Origin of the sequence: Mesobacillus jeotgali (genome assembly GCF_002874535.1) — a bacterium.
GTDB classification, from domain to species: domain Bacteria; phylum Bacillota; class Bacilli; order Bacillales; family Cytobacillaceae; genus Mesobacillus; species Mesobacillus jeotgali.
Map to the genome: position 1 here is coordinate 2,718,361 of NZ_CP025025.1, position 14,067 is coordinate 2,732,427.

Annotated in this window: 15 protein-coding genes; 3 read left to right on the plus strand and 12 right to left on the minus strand. The window is 41.4% G+C overall.

Going from position 1 to position 14,067, the window contains the following annotated elements; all coding sequences use genetic code 11:
• Positions 1–55: 55 nt before the first annotated feature.
• From CD004_RS13800 to CD004_RS13810, 3 genes are all read right to left on the minus strand, one after another.
• Positions 56–1,036 (minus strand): S66 family peptidase, encoded by a 981-nt coding sequence (locus CD004_RS13800; protein ID WP_102263297.1) that lies wholly within the window; start codon positions 1,034–1,036, stop codon positions 56–58.
• Between the two features lie 64 nt (positions 1,037–1,100).
• Complete coding sequence (locus CD004_RS13805) at positions 1,101–2,567, minus strand: NAD(P)/FAD-dependent oxidoreductase (protein ID WP_102263298.1); 1,467 nt, start codon at positions 2,565–2,567, stop codon at positions 1,101–1,103.
• Between the two features lie 187 nt (positions 2,568–2,754).
• The gene (locus CD004_RS13810) at positions 2,755–2,919 is read right to left on the minus strand and encodes a YjcZ family sporulation protein (RefSeq protein WP_404809847.1); all 165 of its coding nucleotides are present in this window, start codon (positions 2,917–2,919) and stop codon (positions 2,755–2,757) included.
• Between the two features lie 271 nt (positions 2,920–3,190).
• Between CD004_RS13810 and CD004_RS13815 the strand changes: the two genes are divergently transcribed.
• Together CD004_RS13815 and CD004_RS13820 are read left to right on the plus strand one after the other, a co-directional pair.
• Complete coding sequence (locus CD004_RS13815; RefSeq protein WP_102263299.1) at positions 3,191–4,285, plus strand: SGNH/GDSL hydrolase family protein; 1,095 nt, start codon at positions 3,191–3,193, stop codon at positions 4,283–4,285.
• Between the two features lie 63 nt (positions 4,286–4,348).
• Positions 4,349–4,954 carry a DUF502 domain-containing protein gene (locus tag CD004_RS13820; protein ID WP_102263300.1) on the plus strand — a complete coding sequence of 202 codons (606 nt, stop codon included), beginning with the start codon at positions 4,349–4,351 and terminating at the stop codon, positions 4,952–4,954.
• A gap of 84 nt (positions 4,955–5,038) precedes the next feature.
• Here CD004_RS13820 and CD004_RS13825 read toward each other — a convergent pair whose 3' ends face one another.
• From CD004_RS13825 to rsgA, 4 genes are all read right to left on the minus strand, one after another.
• On the minus strand, positions 5,039–5,539 hold the full coding sequence (locus CD004_RS13825; RefSeq protein WP_102263301.1) for a PTS sugar transporter subunit IIA: 501 nt from the start codon (positions 5,537–5,539) through the stop codon (positions 5,039–5,041).
• Between the two features lie 19 nt (positions 5,540–5,558).
• A complete protein-coding gene (msrB, locus tag CD004_RS13830) occupies positions 5,559–6,008 on the minus strand; it encodes a peptide-methionine (R)-S-oxide reductase MsrB (protein ID WP_404809834.1) in 450 nt (149 codons plus the stop codon).
• Positions 6,005–6,544, minus strand: coding sequence for a peptide-methionine (S)-S-oxide reductase MsrA (gene msrA, locus CD004_RS13835; protein WP_102263302.1), 540 nt, complete (start codon positions 6,542–6,544; stop codon positions 6,005–6,007). Before msrA ends, msrB begins: the two co-directional genes overlap by 4 nt.
• Before the next feature lie 145 nt (positions 6,545–6,689).
• Positions 6,690–7,739: a ribosome small subunit-dependent GTPase A gene (rsgA, locus tag CD004_RS13840; protein WP_102265111.1), complete on the minus strand. Its 1,050-nt coding sequence runs from the start codon at positions 7,737–7,739 to the stop codon at positions 6,690–6,692.
• Between the two features lie 358 nt (positions 7,740–8,097).
• Here rsgA and CD004_RS13845 point away from each other — a divergent pair, with 358 nt between their 5' ends.
• Complete coding sequence (locus tag CD004_RS13845) at positions 8,098–8,859, plus strand: DUF4397 domain-containing protein (RefSeq protein WP_102263303.1); 762 nt, start codon at positions 8,098–8,100, stop codon at positions 8,857–8,859.
• A gap of 152 nt (positions 8,860–9,011) precedes the next feature.
• Here CD004_RS13845 and CD004_RS13850 read toward each other — a convergent pair whose 3' ends face one another.
• The 5 genes from CD004_RS13850 to CD004_RS13870 form a co-directional block, all read right to left on the minus strand.
• Positions 9,012–9,596, minus strand: a complete 585-nt coding sequence (locus CD004_RS13850) for a YpmS family protein (RefSeq protein ID WP_102263304.1) — start codon at positions 9,594–9,596, stop codon at positions 9,012–9,014.
• Between the two features lie 35 nt (positions 9,597–9,631).
• Positions 9,632–10,444, minus strand: coding sequence for an SGNH/GDSL hydrolase family protein (locus tag CD004_RS13855; protein WP_226676902.1), 813 nt, complete (start codon positions 10,442–10,444; stop codon positions 9,632–9,634).
• Positions 10,445–10,621: 177 nt separating this feature from the next.
• On the minus strand, positions 10,622–11,206 hold the full coding sequence (locus CD004_RS13860) for an SCO family protein (protein WP_102263305.1): 585 nt from the start codon (positions 11,204–11,206) through the stop codon (positions 10,622–10,624).
• Positions 11,207–11,304: 98 nt separating this feature from the next.
• Positions 11,305–12,279 carry a nucleoside hydrolase gene (locus CD004_RS13865; protein WP_102263306.1) on the minus strand — a complete coding sequence of 325 codons (975 nt, stop codon included), beginning with the start codon at positions 12,277–12,279 and terminating at the stop codon, positions 11,305–11,307.
• A gap of 73 nt (positions 12,280–12,352) precedes the next feature.
• Positions 12,353–13,978 (minus strand): sensor histidine kinase, encoded by a 1,626-nt coding sequence (locus tag CD004_RS13870; RefSeq protein ID WP_102263307.1) that lies wholly within the window; start codon positions 13,976–13,978, stop codon positions 12,353–12,355.
• Positions 13,979–14,067: the final 89 nt, after the last annotated feature.

Consider the following 14,067-nt stretch of genomic DNA (forward strand, 5'->3'; position numbering starts at 1 on the left):
CAATACACCAAAAGAAAAAGACACCTATAATAGGTGCCATCGAAAGTGTATAACCTTATTCTTTTTGTTCAATAAATATCTCTGTTTGGCCATCAGCTGCTTTTACTGTTGCGAATGCCCCGATTGGCAAAGTCGCAAAAGGTTGGACATGACCAAAGTTGACATTTGCAATGATCGGTATCTTCCGCAGTTCTTCCTTACTGGAAATAATCTTTCTTAATGCCTCTTCGGTAATATTGGAGTTCTTTTGGAAACGGCCTATCAAAAGAGCTTTAATTGAATCAGCATCAGGCAGGTGGAGCAGCGATTGCAGGTCCCTGTCAAAGCTCCTGGAATGGCTTTCCTCATCATCCTCAATGAAAAGGATGCTATCCTTCAGGGAAGGCATGAATTCCGTACCCTGCAGCAGGTTCATTGTACAGAGGTTACCGCCGATCAGTTTCCCCTCGGCTTCTCCTTCCTGGAGTATCAGATAGCCATTTTGTTCGTGAAATGTCCGATTCTCCTGGTCGAGATACCACGCATCGTCAGACCAGGTTTTAGATGGAACGATCTCATATGGTGCATCATTAGTTACTGCCTGCAAAAACGAATCCATCGTATATTCGAGTCCATGCTTCACGCCGAAGCTTGAGAAATGGGGCCCTGAATAGGTCACGAGACCAGTTTTCTGATAGATTGCCAGCTGCAATGCTGTAATGTCACTATATCCGCAAAAAATCTTTGGGTTTGCAGCAATCAAGTCAAAATCAATATATTTTAGCAATTGATTAGAATTATAGCCGCCAATTGCAGTCAGGATTCCTTTTACATTTGGATCTGCAAAAGCATCATGCAAGTCCTCGATTCTTTCTGCTATCGAAGAACTGAAAAACTCATCATGGGCATCTGCGTTTTTTCCGAATGTCACATTGAAGCCCAGCTTAGTAAGCCTCTCGACAGCCAAGTCAACCTGAGCCTCTTTTAAAATAATCATGCTGGTCGCTGGTGCGACGACTCTTATTTCGTCCCCTGGCACTAATTTAGGTGCAAACATAATCTCCCCGCCTCTTCTATATATAGTTTTATTCTATCAAAGATGAGGAAGAGTGTAAGCATCTTTAAACGAGTGCAGGCTCCGCTTTTCGGACTGTCCTCGATTTTTCGATTATGTCGGTCGCAATCCATACTCCGCATGCGCTAGCCTGTGCCAGTCCTCTTGTGATACCGGCACCGTCTCCTCCAACATACAGGCCGCTGATTTCTGTTTCAAACCTGTCATTCAACTTTGGCCTTGCGGAATAGAATTTCGCCTCCACTCCGTAAAACAAAGTATGTTCTGAAGCAAGGCCTGGAGTAACCTGGTTGAGCGCTTCCGTCATTTCTATCAAACTCTTAAGCGTGTTATACGGAAGGACGAGTCCTAAATCTCCTGGAACGGCTTCCTTCATAGTCGGTTCTAAGAATCCTTCTTTGATCCTTTTTTCCGTTGATCTCCGCCCTTTTAAAATATCACCGTATTTCTGAACGATTAGACCGCCATTTGAAAGGCTGTTTGCCAGCCTGGAGATTTCATGAGCATATTCATTGGGCTTGTCAAACGGCTCAGAAAATGTATGTGATACAAGCAAAGCGAAGTTGGTATTGCTGCTGCCCAGATTAGGATCTTTGTAAGCATGACCATTTGCAAGCATGATGCCTGAATGGTTTTCGACGACAACATGTCCAGATGGATTGCTGCAGAATGTTCTCACACTAGTCCCTACGGAAGTATTGAAAATAAATTTACCTTCGTATAAATGTTCATTTATTTCCTCCATGACGACATTGGAAGTTTCAACCCGAACACCAATATCGACCTGGTTATTGATCATCTTAAGCCTTCGTTTTTTCATAAGCTGTGTCAGCCATTTGGAGCCATCACGGCCAGGCGCAACAACAACTTTTTCAGCAAAAATTTTCTCGCCGTTCCTAAGCTCAACACCTGTGACTTTATGGCCTTCCGGTGTTCTTTCCGTAATCAAATCCTGGATTTCCGTCTTGAACGCCATATCGACCTTATCTTTCAAGTACTCAAAAATATTCTTTAAAATCTCAAGATTCTGTTCAGTACCAAGATGGCGAACCTGTGCCCTCAGAAGTTTCAGTCCGGCGGCATATCCTCTTCTCTCAATTTCACGGACCTTATCTGTCATCGGGTCGGTTATGCTTTCGGTTGCGCCATGGTTGAGATTGATTTCATCTACGTATTTAATTAATTCGACAACCTTTGAATCAGGTAGGTAATCCGTCATCCATCCGCCGAATTCACTTGTAATATTAAACTTCCCATCAGAATAGGCTCCAGCACCGCCAAACCCATTCGTAATCGAACATGCCGGCAGGCAACCGGCAAAATCCTTCTTCCCTGCTGCTGGCGGACATTTTTCAATCTTCTTTTGTAAAATTGGGCAGTTCCTCCGATAAATATCGTGGCCTTTATCAACAAGCAAGACTTTCGCTTCAGGCATCTTCAAAGATAATTCATAACAAGTAAAAATACCTGCCGGACCTGCTCCAACGACAATCACATCATAGTTTGTATTCATACAGCATCCCCCGCCAATCAGTTTTTTGCTTAACCATTGGTAAATATAACAAATGAAAGCCGGAGAGTCAACTAAAATAACGAACTATAATTTAAAATAACCGTTTTAATGTTCGTGTTTTATGAACAAAATAAGAGGCTGCCTCTGTCGGGCAACCTCTCAAGTTATTTTATCTCAGTTTTCGTTCTTACCAGTTATAGCTGCAGCATGCACCGATGATGATTAACAAAATGAACAGCACTACAATCAGTGCAAAACCGCCGTAGCCGTATCCTGCACCGGCTACTCCTGCATATGGGTATCCGCCATGGCACATAGTACCTTGAACAGCTGCTGGAGCATTTACTGGCATTGGGGCATTATCGTATCCGTACATTAAAAACCACTCCTCGTTTGTTTTTGAATTGCTTTCCCTTTACGGTATGATATGGGTACTTGACCCGTTTGTGCATTAGCCTATTTTTTGAAATTTCCCGATTTAAAAAAATGCTCTTTGAGCTCGGATGTGGCTTTCCACTAAAGTCCTAATAATAATGCAAGAATGAAAATTTCATTTCAATGATTCAGAAAAAGCGTCTAAAATGGAAATAGAGATCTTATTTTCCGGAGGGATATCAACAAAAATGAAATTCAGCGCTAAAAAAATTTACAGTATAGTTTTCATTACCGCCGCAGTTATTTCTTTTTTAGCGATACAGTCAGAACATTACCTTTCCAAGGATTTAACAGTATATGAAAAAATCGGCTCTGGTTCATCGTTTAATTATTTGATAATCGGAGACAGCATTGGCCGGGGTGCTGGCGCAGAGAATAAGGACTTGCGCTGGTACAGCCAGTTAGAGGTGCTTCTTAAGGATTTCAGCGGATCCCGGGCAAGAAGAAATATGCTTGTTCAAAGCGGAGCAACCTCCTTTGAAGGAATATATAAACTGCAGAAGTCTCCGAAATTCCAGGACATTGATCTCGTCTTTATAGTTTTTGGCGAAAATGACCGTAAATACATGAACTCTGAACAGTTTACTTTTTTTTACGAAAAATTAATCCGAAATGCAAAGGAGCGTTACCCTGGCTCAGAAATCATCACCATCATCGAAAGTCCTTTAAAACAAGAACAATTTGCTGATGCAATTAATAGATTATCCACCCATTACGGAGCAAAAACACTGGACATGCGCGTTCCCTTCAAGCAATCAGGGATGCTCACAGAACAGCTTACGACAGATACTGTACATCCTAACGGCAGGGGATATCAGTTGTACGCAACCTCTATACTTGAACTGATCAAGAATAATATCGAAATAGATGCCGAGATTGCCAGTCTGCCAAAGCCATTGACCAGGGATCAAACTTTGCACTTGTATGAAAAAAAACTCGTAACTGCAAGCAAAGGATTCAGGAGTGAAAATGGAATAAATATAAGCAAAAGACCTGGAGATTATCTAGAGTACAGCTTCGATGGCTCCATTCTTGGTGTAAAGGCCATTCGAAGCCTGGACGGTGGAAAGCTTAGGGTTTATATTGACGGGGAGTATGTCAGGACACTTTCCACCTGGTGGCCTTTTACTCGTGAAAGGTATCTTTATGTCGCAAGCGGTCTGGATAATGGCCGGCACACTGTCCGGTTTGAAACAGCAGAAAACTCATCCCTAAATAATACCAACGAAAAGTCAGTCATTCAGATTTCATCGATAATCGTCGCCAAGGATAAGAAAAATTAATCATAGAAAAATCCAGTTAAAAAGTGTATGATACTTCCATATGTTTTGAATAAGGAGTTTACTATGAAAAGTGTACTGAAGAATTTCATTAATGGGATCCTTACAATAGTCCCGATCATTCTCGTTATCTATGTCACTTATAAAACATTCATGTTTTTGGACAGCCTTCTTGGTAATGTTCTGAAGCCATATTTGCAGGAAAGATACATTCCGGGTATCGGCCTTCTGACGACCATTGTCCTTATCACCATTCTGGGATGGTTGTCCACCCGATTCATCACCGGAAGTTTCATCAAGCTAATTGACAGGCTATTGGAAAAAACTCCTTTCGTAAAGACGGTTTATTCTGTTATAAAGGATACGGTCCATTCCTTTCTTGGTGAGAAAAAGTCGTTTTCCAAGGTCGCCTTGGTTACGATTCCTGGTACCAATATGAAGAGTCTCGGCTTCATTACTACAGAAAATCTAAAGGCGTTCCATGAGCCATTGTCTGAGCATGTTGCTGTTTACGTGCCTCAAACGTTCCAGGTAGCAGGATTCACTTTGCTGATCCCCAAGACCGAGGTGGAAATCATTGATGTCAAGCCAGAAGATGCAATGAAATTCATCCTCTCTGGTGGAATGACTTCCTCTAATGGACAAAAGTCTGTTAATGAAAACAGCCGCTGAATTAGCGGCTGTTTTCATTTTTGCCTATATCGTTGTTTTCTGGTGATCTTCTTTCTGCTGAGCATCCCGAAAAAAGAGTCTCCACTATTCAAACGTCACCTCAAGGATTGGTGTCGCACCCTTTTCGACATCACCTTCTGTCAAAACCCTCAAAGAGGCAGCTTGATCTGTGTTGGTGATAATGATTGGTGTTACCGTACTCTTTGCCTTTTCGCTGATGATTCCCATATCAAAGGTCACTAGCTTATCCCCGGCCTTCACTGTATCACCTTGCTTCACATGCGTTTCGAACCCTTCTCCCTTGAGGGAAACAGTCTCCAATCCAATATGAATCAATATCTCTGCCCCGTTTTTCGCCCTGATTCCGACCGCGTGCTTAGTGGGGAAAACCTGCATGATTTCACCATCGATCGGCGAAACGACAACTCCCTCTGACGGTTCAATCGCCAAGCCATCCCCCATCATTTTTTCTGAAAAAACAGGATCCGGAACTGCACTTACCGCTACTGCATTCCCTGTAATTGGTGCTACAAGCTGTATTGTTTTCACCGGTTCTTCCTTTTTCCCGAATAGCTTTTTAAGCATAACTATCATCCCTTCCTTTTTAAAGCTTTGATTCGTCCTGAAACAGCTTGAGGTATTCTCCATACCCTTCTTCTTCCATTTTTTCTTTCGGAACAAATCTCAAAGCAGCCGAATTAATGCAATATCGCAGCCCATTCTCTCCCGGGCCATCGTCAAACACGTGGCCCAAATGGGAATCTGCTGTTTTGCTCCGGACCTCTGTCCTGACCATAAAATGGCTCGTATCTTGTTTTTCAATTATTTCTTCATCCATAATCGGCTTAGTGAAGCTCGGCCAGCCGCATCCTGCATCATATTTATCTCTGGAACTAAACAATGCCTTTCCTGAGATGACATCGACATATATTCCCTCTCTTAGGTCATTCCAATATTCATTCCTGAACGGTGGTTCTGTCCCGTTATTTTGCGTTACCTCATACTGCATAGGAGTCAGTTTTTTCTTTAACTCATCTGGATCTTTTTTCATCATTTCTTTTCCCCCCAATGATTCCTGATAAAAGTTGAACGTCCTGAACCAACATGATAAGCATTATATCTATCTGGGTTTTTCTTATAATAATCCTGATGGTATGTTTCTGCAGGATAAAATGGTTTAGCTTGCAGAATTGGAGTTACGATGGGCTTTTTAAATACCCCGCTCTCCCCAAGCTTCTTTTTCGATTCTTCCGCTAACTGTTTTTGCTCTTCATTATGATAAAAAATCGCAGTTTGGTATGACTGCCCCCTATCGTAGAACTGACCTCCGGGGTCTGTTGGGTCTATTTGCTGCCAGTATAATTGCAGCAGTTTTTCATAAGGAAAAATATCTGGATCGAATGTGATTTGCACTGCTTCATAATGACCGGTTGTCTCGCTGCAAACCTGCTCATATGTAGGATTCTCAGTCGTGCCTCCCGTATAGCCGGAAACAACACTGACAATCCCCGGCTGCTCATCAAACGGCTTGACCATGCACCAGAAACAGCCTCCGGCAAATGTAGCAAGCTCATGATTGCTTTTTTCCATAGTGACACCTCTTCTTTCATACTTTGAATAAATCAATGAACACTCTTCTCAAATACTTATTCCCTATTGTATAACTTTTAAAGCAAAAAACACATTGAGAACCCTTAAACAGTAACAGCCCCTTCCAGAGAGAAGAGGCTGTTCATTATTTACGTTTGTACTTTGCATTGTGGCGGACTTCCTTACTGATGTTTTTCCAATGTTTCTTTTCATCAGCCTGCGCCTTTTTATCCAGCTTTCTGTCAATATAAGCAAGTTCTTTTTGCAGCTTTTTATAGCTCACAAGTCTGTTTTCATCAAGATGGCCTTCGCTAATAGCTGATCTGACCGCACAGCCTGGTTCGTTTTTATGGCTGCAATCACGAAATTTGCAGGCTTCAGCATATTGCTCAATATCCGCAAAGCTCTCGATGATTCCTTCCTCACTTGACCAAAGCTGAATTTCCCTCATTCCCGGTGTGTCAATCAGTATCGCCCCTCCAGGAAGCAGAATCATTTCCCGATGAGTCGTAGTATGCTTACCCTTATCATCGCTTTCCCTGATTTCCTGGACCAGCTGCTTTTCAAACCCTGTGAAGTAATTGACAAGACTAGACTTACCGACTCCTGACGATCCAATTAAGGCCACTGTTTTACCTGGCGCAAGATAGGGTTGAACTTCCTCGGTCCCCGTTCCCTCTAGCACGCTCACAGCAATTACAGGTACCCCGATAGCCACTGATGAAACTTGATCCATCTTCACTTTTAAATCTGTCACTAAATCGGCTTTGCTCAAGATGATGACAGGGTTTGAACCACTCTCCCAGGCAAGGAGCAGGTACCGTTCAATTCTCCTCAGATTCAAATCATCATTGAGTGAATTTACGATGAACACTGTATCAACATTCGCTGCGACAATTTGCTCCTCGGTAACCTGCCCAGCAGCCTTTCTGGAAAACTTGCTTTTCCGCGGTAAGATACCCTTGATAATCCCTCGCATTTCACCTGGTGAAGTTTGCACGGCAACCCAGTCACCAACTGCCGGCAGGTCTTCACGACTGATTGCATCAAATGTTAATTTACCAGCCAGAGTGCACAGGTATTCTCCCTCTTCCAGCCACACCCTGTAGCTATGTTTATGCTCTAACGCTACCCTGCCGAGTTTGAGTCCATCATCATATTGATCATTAAAATAGCTGTACAATTCAGCCGTCATTCCAATATTTTCAAATTTTTTCAATTCATTATTCCTCCATCATGCTTTTAATAAAATAAAAACCACAGGCACGCACAGCCCGTGGTTCATAAGCATGGAGAAAAAAGACTAGTAGTCGTTTGATCCGCTTAGGTTAAGGGGCCGTGCAACAAGTAATAGACATCATCAATACATTTAACATTCTGCTCATTGCACTCCACCTGCCTCTCGTTAAGTTATTTATAGTATATGGAAAAACATTCCTCATGTAAAGCTAAAATTCAATTTTTTTATATTACCACCGAAGCTGTCTCGCACCTATTGCGCCCAATTTGCATATTTTACATTTGAGCAACGATTAAAATTAGGAGTGAGGGGTATGTCCATTAGGAATCAGAATGATTACCTGCATAAAGCGGCCATGTATGATTTATTGGCTAATTATTATAAATACCTAGACCCGAATAGACATGTCATGTATTACCACAAGCACTTGCGTAATTTAAATAAGGCAGTCCAGTTAATGCGCTCTTATACTGTACCGGCCGGTCAATCGAACACATTACCATCCATGGTGCGTTTTTTGCACGCTTCTCCGGAATTAAAGGACGTCGATATTTATGTGAATGGCAGCAGAGTGCTCCGTGACTTCAGTTATAAAACGAACAGCAGCCACATGCAGCTTCAGCCAGGCAAATATCAAGTCGATATCTATCCTGCAGGAGATAGCGTTTCTACAGTAATCAGCAAAAAGATTACGGTCGAACCAGGACGGATTTATACAGCAGCCATTGCCGGGCCAGCCAATAAGTTAAGGCTGCTAACATTTGAAGACAACCCACAAACACCGGTAGGAGAAACTAAAGCCAGGTTTATCCACCTCTCCCCGGACGCGCCTGCTGTAGATATTGCAGGGAAAAACGGAGATGTAATATTCCCGAACGTGTCATATAAACAGGCAACAACTTATTTGGCCCTGACCCCAATGACCGTTACATTAGAAGCAAAAGTGGCCGGTACTAAGAATACAGTTGTTACAATTCCTGATGTGAAATTGGAGCCAAACAATGCCTACACAATCGTCGCGGTGGGCACTGCAAAAGGCGAACCGCCAATTGAAGTAATTTTATTGCAAGGATAATAAGGCCGGTCGCCCGGCCTGACTTTTTTCTGCAAACTGGTCACTTTCCGCTCCTAATCTATCCTTTTCCAGCCAAAGATTCCTCACTGAAATAACAGTTCCAGCCTTGACAAGTGTAAGAATAAAAAGAAGGCACCCTAAAGAGTACCTTCTTAATCTGCTGGAACAAGCAGGGTAAATTTAATGTTGTCCTTCTTCAAATCAAATTCATTTACACGGACCTTGATATCACTTTTCAGCTTCAGCCTCTGCATAGATACATATACTCTTTCTTCCTTCGGCTGGATATTTACAGCATCCGGCAAATCGTAGCTGTCACGGACAAATTTAAGAACCGTTGATACAGGAAGATTGAGTTTCCCCACTGAAATCGATCTCTGGTTTAAAATTAAATCACCATTCTTCAATGCCTGCGGTTCAAAGGTCAGCTTCAACTCCAGCTCTTGACTGAAGAGCGGAAGCGTCCCATATAACTCCACCTCATCTGTGAGCAAAACTTGATAATCCATCTGACTATTTTTTGCTTCTTCTTCTAAGTAATGATTGATGACCCTGTTTAAATCACGCTTGTTTGTCGATACATTAAAAGCAACATCATCAGTTCCTGAGCCATTCGTCCCTGGTTCTACTTTTGTTTCCTCTACCGGTGAGGTTATGAGGATCCAAATTAACAGGATGGCTGCAGCCATGACACCCAAAAGAATAAAGAATCCGATTTTCCATTTATTTTTCATCATTTATCTTTGTAACTCCTCTTTCCAATCTTATGACCTTAATTAGACATCGAGTCGATGACCTGTTCATCAAGGATTTCATATATCCGATCAGCAATTAATTGGTACCCCCGGTCATTTGGGTGAAAATAATCAGTATATAACAGATTTTCTTCATTATTAAGGAAAATATCATGAATGTCGACAAAGTATGCATTCCCGTCCTGCTTGACTATAGCAAGACTTTGTCCGTTCCACTCATCCACTATTAGATTCATTTCCTTAACATCAGCAAACCAGTAGTAAAACGGATTGTAGAGCCCGACTAAAACGATCGGAGCTTCTTGGTTTTGGTTTCGAATTGCCAAGAAAATTTCCTGCAGCTGCTCTGCGAACAATTTTTGTTCTGTTTGGAAATGATTTAGCTTAAGACTTGAAAAATTCTCTTTGACAACCTTCATTAAATCATTCCCGCCAATCGTTAATATGATCAGGTCGGCTTCTTCAATAGAAGATTGGACATTTTTATTTTTCAGTCTTTTCAGAAGCTGGTCAGTCCGGTTTCCTCTTACACCAAAATTTTCGAAATTCGCATTTTTAATTGTCTTTTCATTTTCAAGCTGCTCTGCAAGGTATGGGATATATCCGCCTGTATTCGTACTGTCTCCTACACCCTGTGTGAGTGAGTCCCCCGCAGCAACAATATGCAAATCCTTCGGAAAGAATGATGTTGGCAATGCTTCTTTTAATTCCACTCCTGTTTCCTTGACCTTATTGAAGTTCCCTTTTTGCAAGTTTTCAAACTGACTGCAGGATCCTAATATCATGATCAATGTCAGCGCTACATAAAGAAAGGTGAATTTCTTCAACAATATTAATCACCTACCTTTAAAAGTATAATCATTATAACATTTAATGTTTATTATGGCGTTACTCACGCATTACTTGCCTTCAACCCTTGTCGGCTTTCTTCCAATTGTTGTTAAATTAATTTGTTCAAATTGGTTACGCTTATTCCCCAACCCAAAAAAACAGGCCACAAATGCGGCCTATTGGAGTGTTTTAATATCTTCAATTATTTGCTCAAAAGGAACTTCCTTCAATCCTGTATAATATTTCCTCATATCCCCGTTTTGATCGACAAGATAAAAATCAGTACCATGAATGACCTGATCCCCTGTCTCCGGCTTCTTGACAAGAGTCTTAAAGTTCTCAAGCGCGAATTTTTCTATTTCCTCTTGTGTATAACCTGTAAGGAATGACCAATTCTTGAAATCAACATTGAACTTCTTGCCATACTCCCTTAGTGCCTCAGGATTGTCCACAGCAGGATCTACACTGAAAGAAACAATCTCCACGTCCTTAAGCCCTTCTTCTTTAATCATATCCTGAAGCTTCGACATATTGGCCGTCATTGGCGGGCACACATCAGCACAGTTCGTGAATATAAAGCTCGCCATCCAGACTTTTCCTTCTAAATCCGATTTACTTACTGATTCACCATCTTGATTCGTGAAAGTAAAATCCTCGATAGGATAATTCTTCGCATCCTTTAGGCCGCTGTTTCCACACCCCGCAGCGAAAATAACAACTGCTGCAAGCATGAGAAGCGAGATAACCTTTTTCAAAATCATCACCTGCAATCTTTCGAATAATGTCCATAGACAATTCTAGCAGACGCTTTTGTGAGAAGAAAGAATAAGGTATGAAAGAAGTGTGAAATTATCATCATTTACCCTGTGCCATTGTGGACTTGTGAATTTTTCATCGTAGTGAAGAAATCTTTAATGAACTCTGTATAACTGAAGTTAACAGCTACTTTATGAACTGGATAATCGGCTTTATCAATTGAATTCCTGAAATCCCCGATGCTCTGTCCAAATGCCTCACCTTTATTCACGACAATTTTAACGGGAATATCAAGGGAAACCACATGGTCTTCTTTTACCAACGCCCATAATGTAAGAACATCATGAAGAGGGGCACCCGTCAATTCTGGATTCCGCTCCTTATAAAACTTGTAGTAGTAATCGAACATTGGCTTCACCAGCTTTCCTATTTCACTACCGATAGTATGGTAATGCTCATCTAACTCATTGATCAATGCCGGTGTCACGATCGCTCCACTCGTCACATTAAGCGGAATGATTTTCACAGGTGGTTTCGCTTGTGTCAATACAATATTCGCTGCATATGGATCTCCATAAAAATTCGCTTCAGCCACTGGGGTAACATTTCCAGGTTCGTTGAATGCACCGCCCATAATGTAAAAATCCTTTACTTTTTTCATGGTTTCAGGATAGAGAATGAAAGCAGCCGCAAGCGATGATAGCCTGCCTACATTCACTATAATGATTTCATCCGGATTTTTTTCAATGATTCCCTTGATGCCATGGAAGTTTTCAAGGGTGTAATCTATATCAATATCAGGGATGATTGGCCCGAGTCCTTCAATGCCGTGAACGTCAGGTACATATTCAGGCGGATCTCCTGTCAATGGCAATTCTGCACCTGCAAAAGCTGGAACATCAGGTCTCCCCGTAAGCTTTTGCAAATATGCGGCATTTCGAAGAGCATCTTGTTTTGAAACATTGCCGTAATCGGCAACTACACCAACCAAATCTATTTCCTTGTTAAAAAATGCATATAATACAGCAATATTGTCATCTATCCCAAAATCACTAAAGAAAAGCACTTTGTTCACCAAGTCCGGGCACCTCCTTTTTAAATTATATTGAGTCCCAAAAAAATAATGGCTAAAATTTAAAAAGCCCTGAATTTTACTCAGGGCTTTCTGTTAATATTGGGACCATTATCTCAAAGGTGGTGCCTTCACCTTTTTTGCTTGATACCTTTATCTGTCCTTTCATCCTTTCAACAATCTGGTAGCAAACCATCAGCCCCATGCCTGTTCCTCGTTCCTTCAACGAATAAAAAGCCGTTCCAAGCCTTGAAGTCTCCTCCGCGGTCATCCCAATCCCCGTATCGTTGATGACAAATACACCGAAATCTCCTTGCCTCTCAAGAGTCAAGCTAAGCTTTCCACCATCACCCATCGCCTCAATGCCATTTTTCAAGATATTAATGAGTACTTGTTTTAATTCGCTTTTATTGCCCCTTATTTTTACTTGATTCTTTATTTCAGTGTGCAAAGAAATGTTTTTTGACATCATGGCGTAAGAACTCATTAAATCCATTACCTGCTCCGTCATCTCACTGCCATCGATGATTACAAGGTTTCCAACATCCGGCTTGGCTAGGCTCAAGTAGTCATTTATGATTGTCTCCGCCCTGTTCAATTCTTCAATCATAAGTTTTAAATACATATGCTCTTCTTCAGACATCTCTTTAGAAAGGAAAATTTGCAGAAAACCTTTCACAACAGTCATAGGATTCCTGATTTCATGGGCAACAGAGGCAGCCAACTGGCCTATCGCGTTCATTTTCTCGGCACGCTGAAGTTCCTGCTGGAGTTTTGTACGTTCAAATATATCCTCCATTGTGTTGATCGCTTCCTCTAATAAAAGCGACTCCTTATCCTTCAGGGATGTTTGGCCCAGTTGCCTTGATGCAGCTGATACCCTCTCGAATAGTTGGGATAGCTGGGAAGCCATCTCATTGAATTTTTCGCTCAATAAACTTAACTCTGATTGATCATGCACTGGCAGCTTGACGGTGAAATTTCCAGAACTGATTTCCTTAATGCCAAAAAACAAGTCATCTACAGGTTTCATGACCTTCTTAAGGCCCCAATTCAGGATTACATATACAACAGCCAGGATGGCCGCCATTTCCAATAATAACAACTCGAGTATTTCCATTTGATTTTCCTTGATGATGGATGCCTTTGTATCTATTCCAAGAATGGCTACAACATTTCCACTGTTATCAGTAATTGGGGCGAAGGATGAAATCCAAGAGCCGTATTGATCAGTGAATATATCTGTACTCGTTATTGTCTTATTTTCCTTTGTATTCCGATATGCACTAATAAATTCTTCACCAGCATCATAATACATCAGGGAACCGAATGAGTAATCCCTATATATATCAGATGCAGATAGGATGTAAACTTTCTGGTTTGGATATTCTTCAGGCAGTATGACATAAGCCCCAAGGAATGAGGCACTTTTGTCTCCCACCATAGTCAATAGCTTCTCAAGGCGCCTGATTGAAGGGTTTGATTTATCCCGGAACTCATCAGCACTTCTGATATCATCAGGATCAAGGGTAGATGACCAAATTCCTGAGACTCCTTCGACCTTGTCAGCCATTTGAGTTTTCAATTGTTTTGACTGCAGGTAGAAGCTCGTACCCATTGTCGATACGACTACGAGCGTTGAGATCATAAATGAGAACATTAGTATCTTTTTAAATAATGGCAGGTTCTTTACATTAAGCTTCATATATTCATTGTCACATTCCGTTCTATGCTAAAGTGAATATTGAAAATATTCGACACAAACCTTTAAATATCCTGTATTTTTAAAAAACT

What these genes read in the sequence shown, in the direction of transcription:
- CD004_RS13800 (WP_102263297.1), bottom strand. Translation starts at nt 1,036, where the DNA reads ATGTTTGCACCTAAATTAGTGCCAGGGGACGAAATAAGAGTCGTCGCA.
- CD004_RS13805 (WP_102263298.1), bottom strand. Translation starts at nt 2,567, where the DNA reads ATGAATACAAACTATGATGTGATTGTCGTTGGAGCAGGTCCGGCAGGT.
- CD004_RS13810 (WP_404809847.1), bottom strand. Translation starts at nt 2,919, where the DNA reads ATGCCAGTAAATGCTCCAGCAGCTGTTCAAGGTACTATGTGCCATGGC.
- CD004_RS13815 (WP_102263299.1), top strand. Translation starts at nt 3,191, where the DNA reads ATGAAATTCAGCGCTAAAAAAATTTACAGTATAGTTTTCATTACCGCC.
- CD004_RS13820 (WP_102263300.1), top strand. Translation starts at nt 4,349, where the DNA reads ATGAAAAGTGTACTGAAGAATTTCATTAATGGGATCCTTACAATAGTC.
- CD004_RS13825 (WP_102263301.1), bottom strand. Translation starts at nt 5,539, where the DNA reads ATGCTTAAAAAGCTATTCGGGAAAAAGGAAGAACCGGTGAAAACAATA.
- msrB (WP_404809834.1), bottom strand. Translation starts at nt 6,008, where the DNA reads ATGATGAAAAAAGATCCAGATGAGTTAAAGAAAAAACTGACTCCTATG.
- msrA (WP_102263302.1), bottom strand. Translation starts at nt 6,544, where the DNA reads ATGGAAAAAAGCAATCATGAGCTTGCTACATTTGCCGGAGGCTGTTTC.
- rsgA (WP_102265111.1), bottom strand. Translation starts at nt 7,739, where the DNA reads ATGACGGCTGAATTGTACAGCTATTTTAATGATCAATATGATGATGGA.
- CD004_RS13845 (WP_102263303.1), top strand. Translation starts at nt 8,098, where the DNA reads ATGTCCATTAGGAATCAGAATGATTACCTGCATAAAGCGGCCATGTAT.
- CD004_RS13850 (WP_102263304.1), bottom strand. Translation starts at nt 9,596, where the DNA reads ATGATGAAAAATAAATGGAAAATCGGATTCTTTATTCTTTTGGGTGTC.
- CD004_RS13860 (WP_102263305.1), bottom strand. Translation starts at nt 11,206, where the DNA reads ATGATTTTGAAAAAGGTTATCTCGCTTCTCATGCTTGCAGCAGTTGTT.
- CD004_RS13870 (WP_102263307.1), bottom strand. Translation starts at nt 13,978, where the DNA reads ATGAAGCTTAATGTAAAGAACCTGCCATTATTTAAAAAGATACTAATG.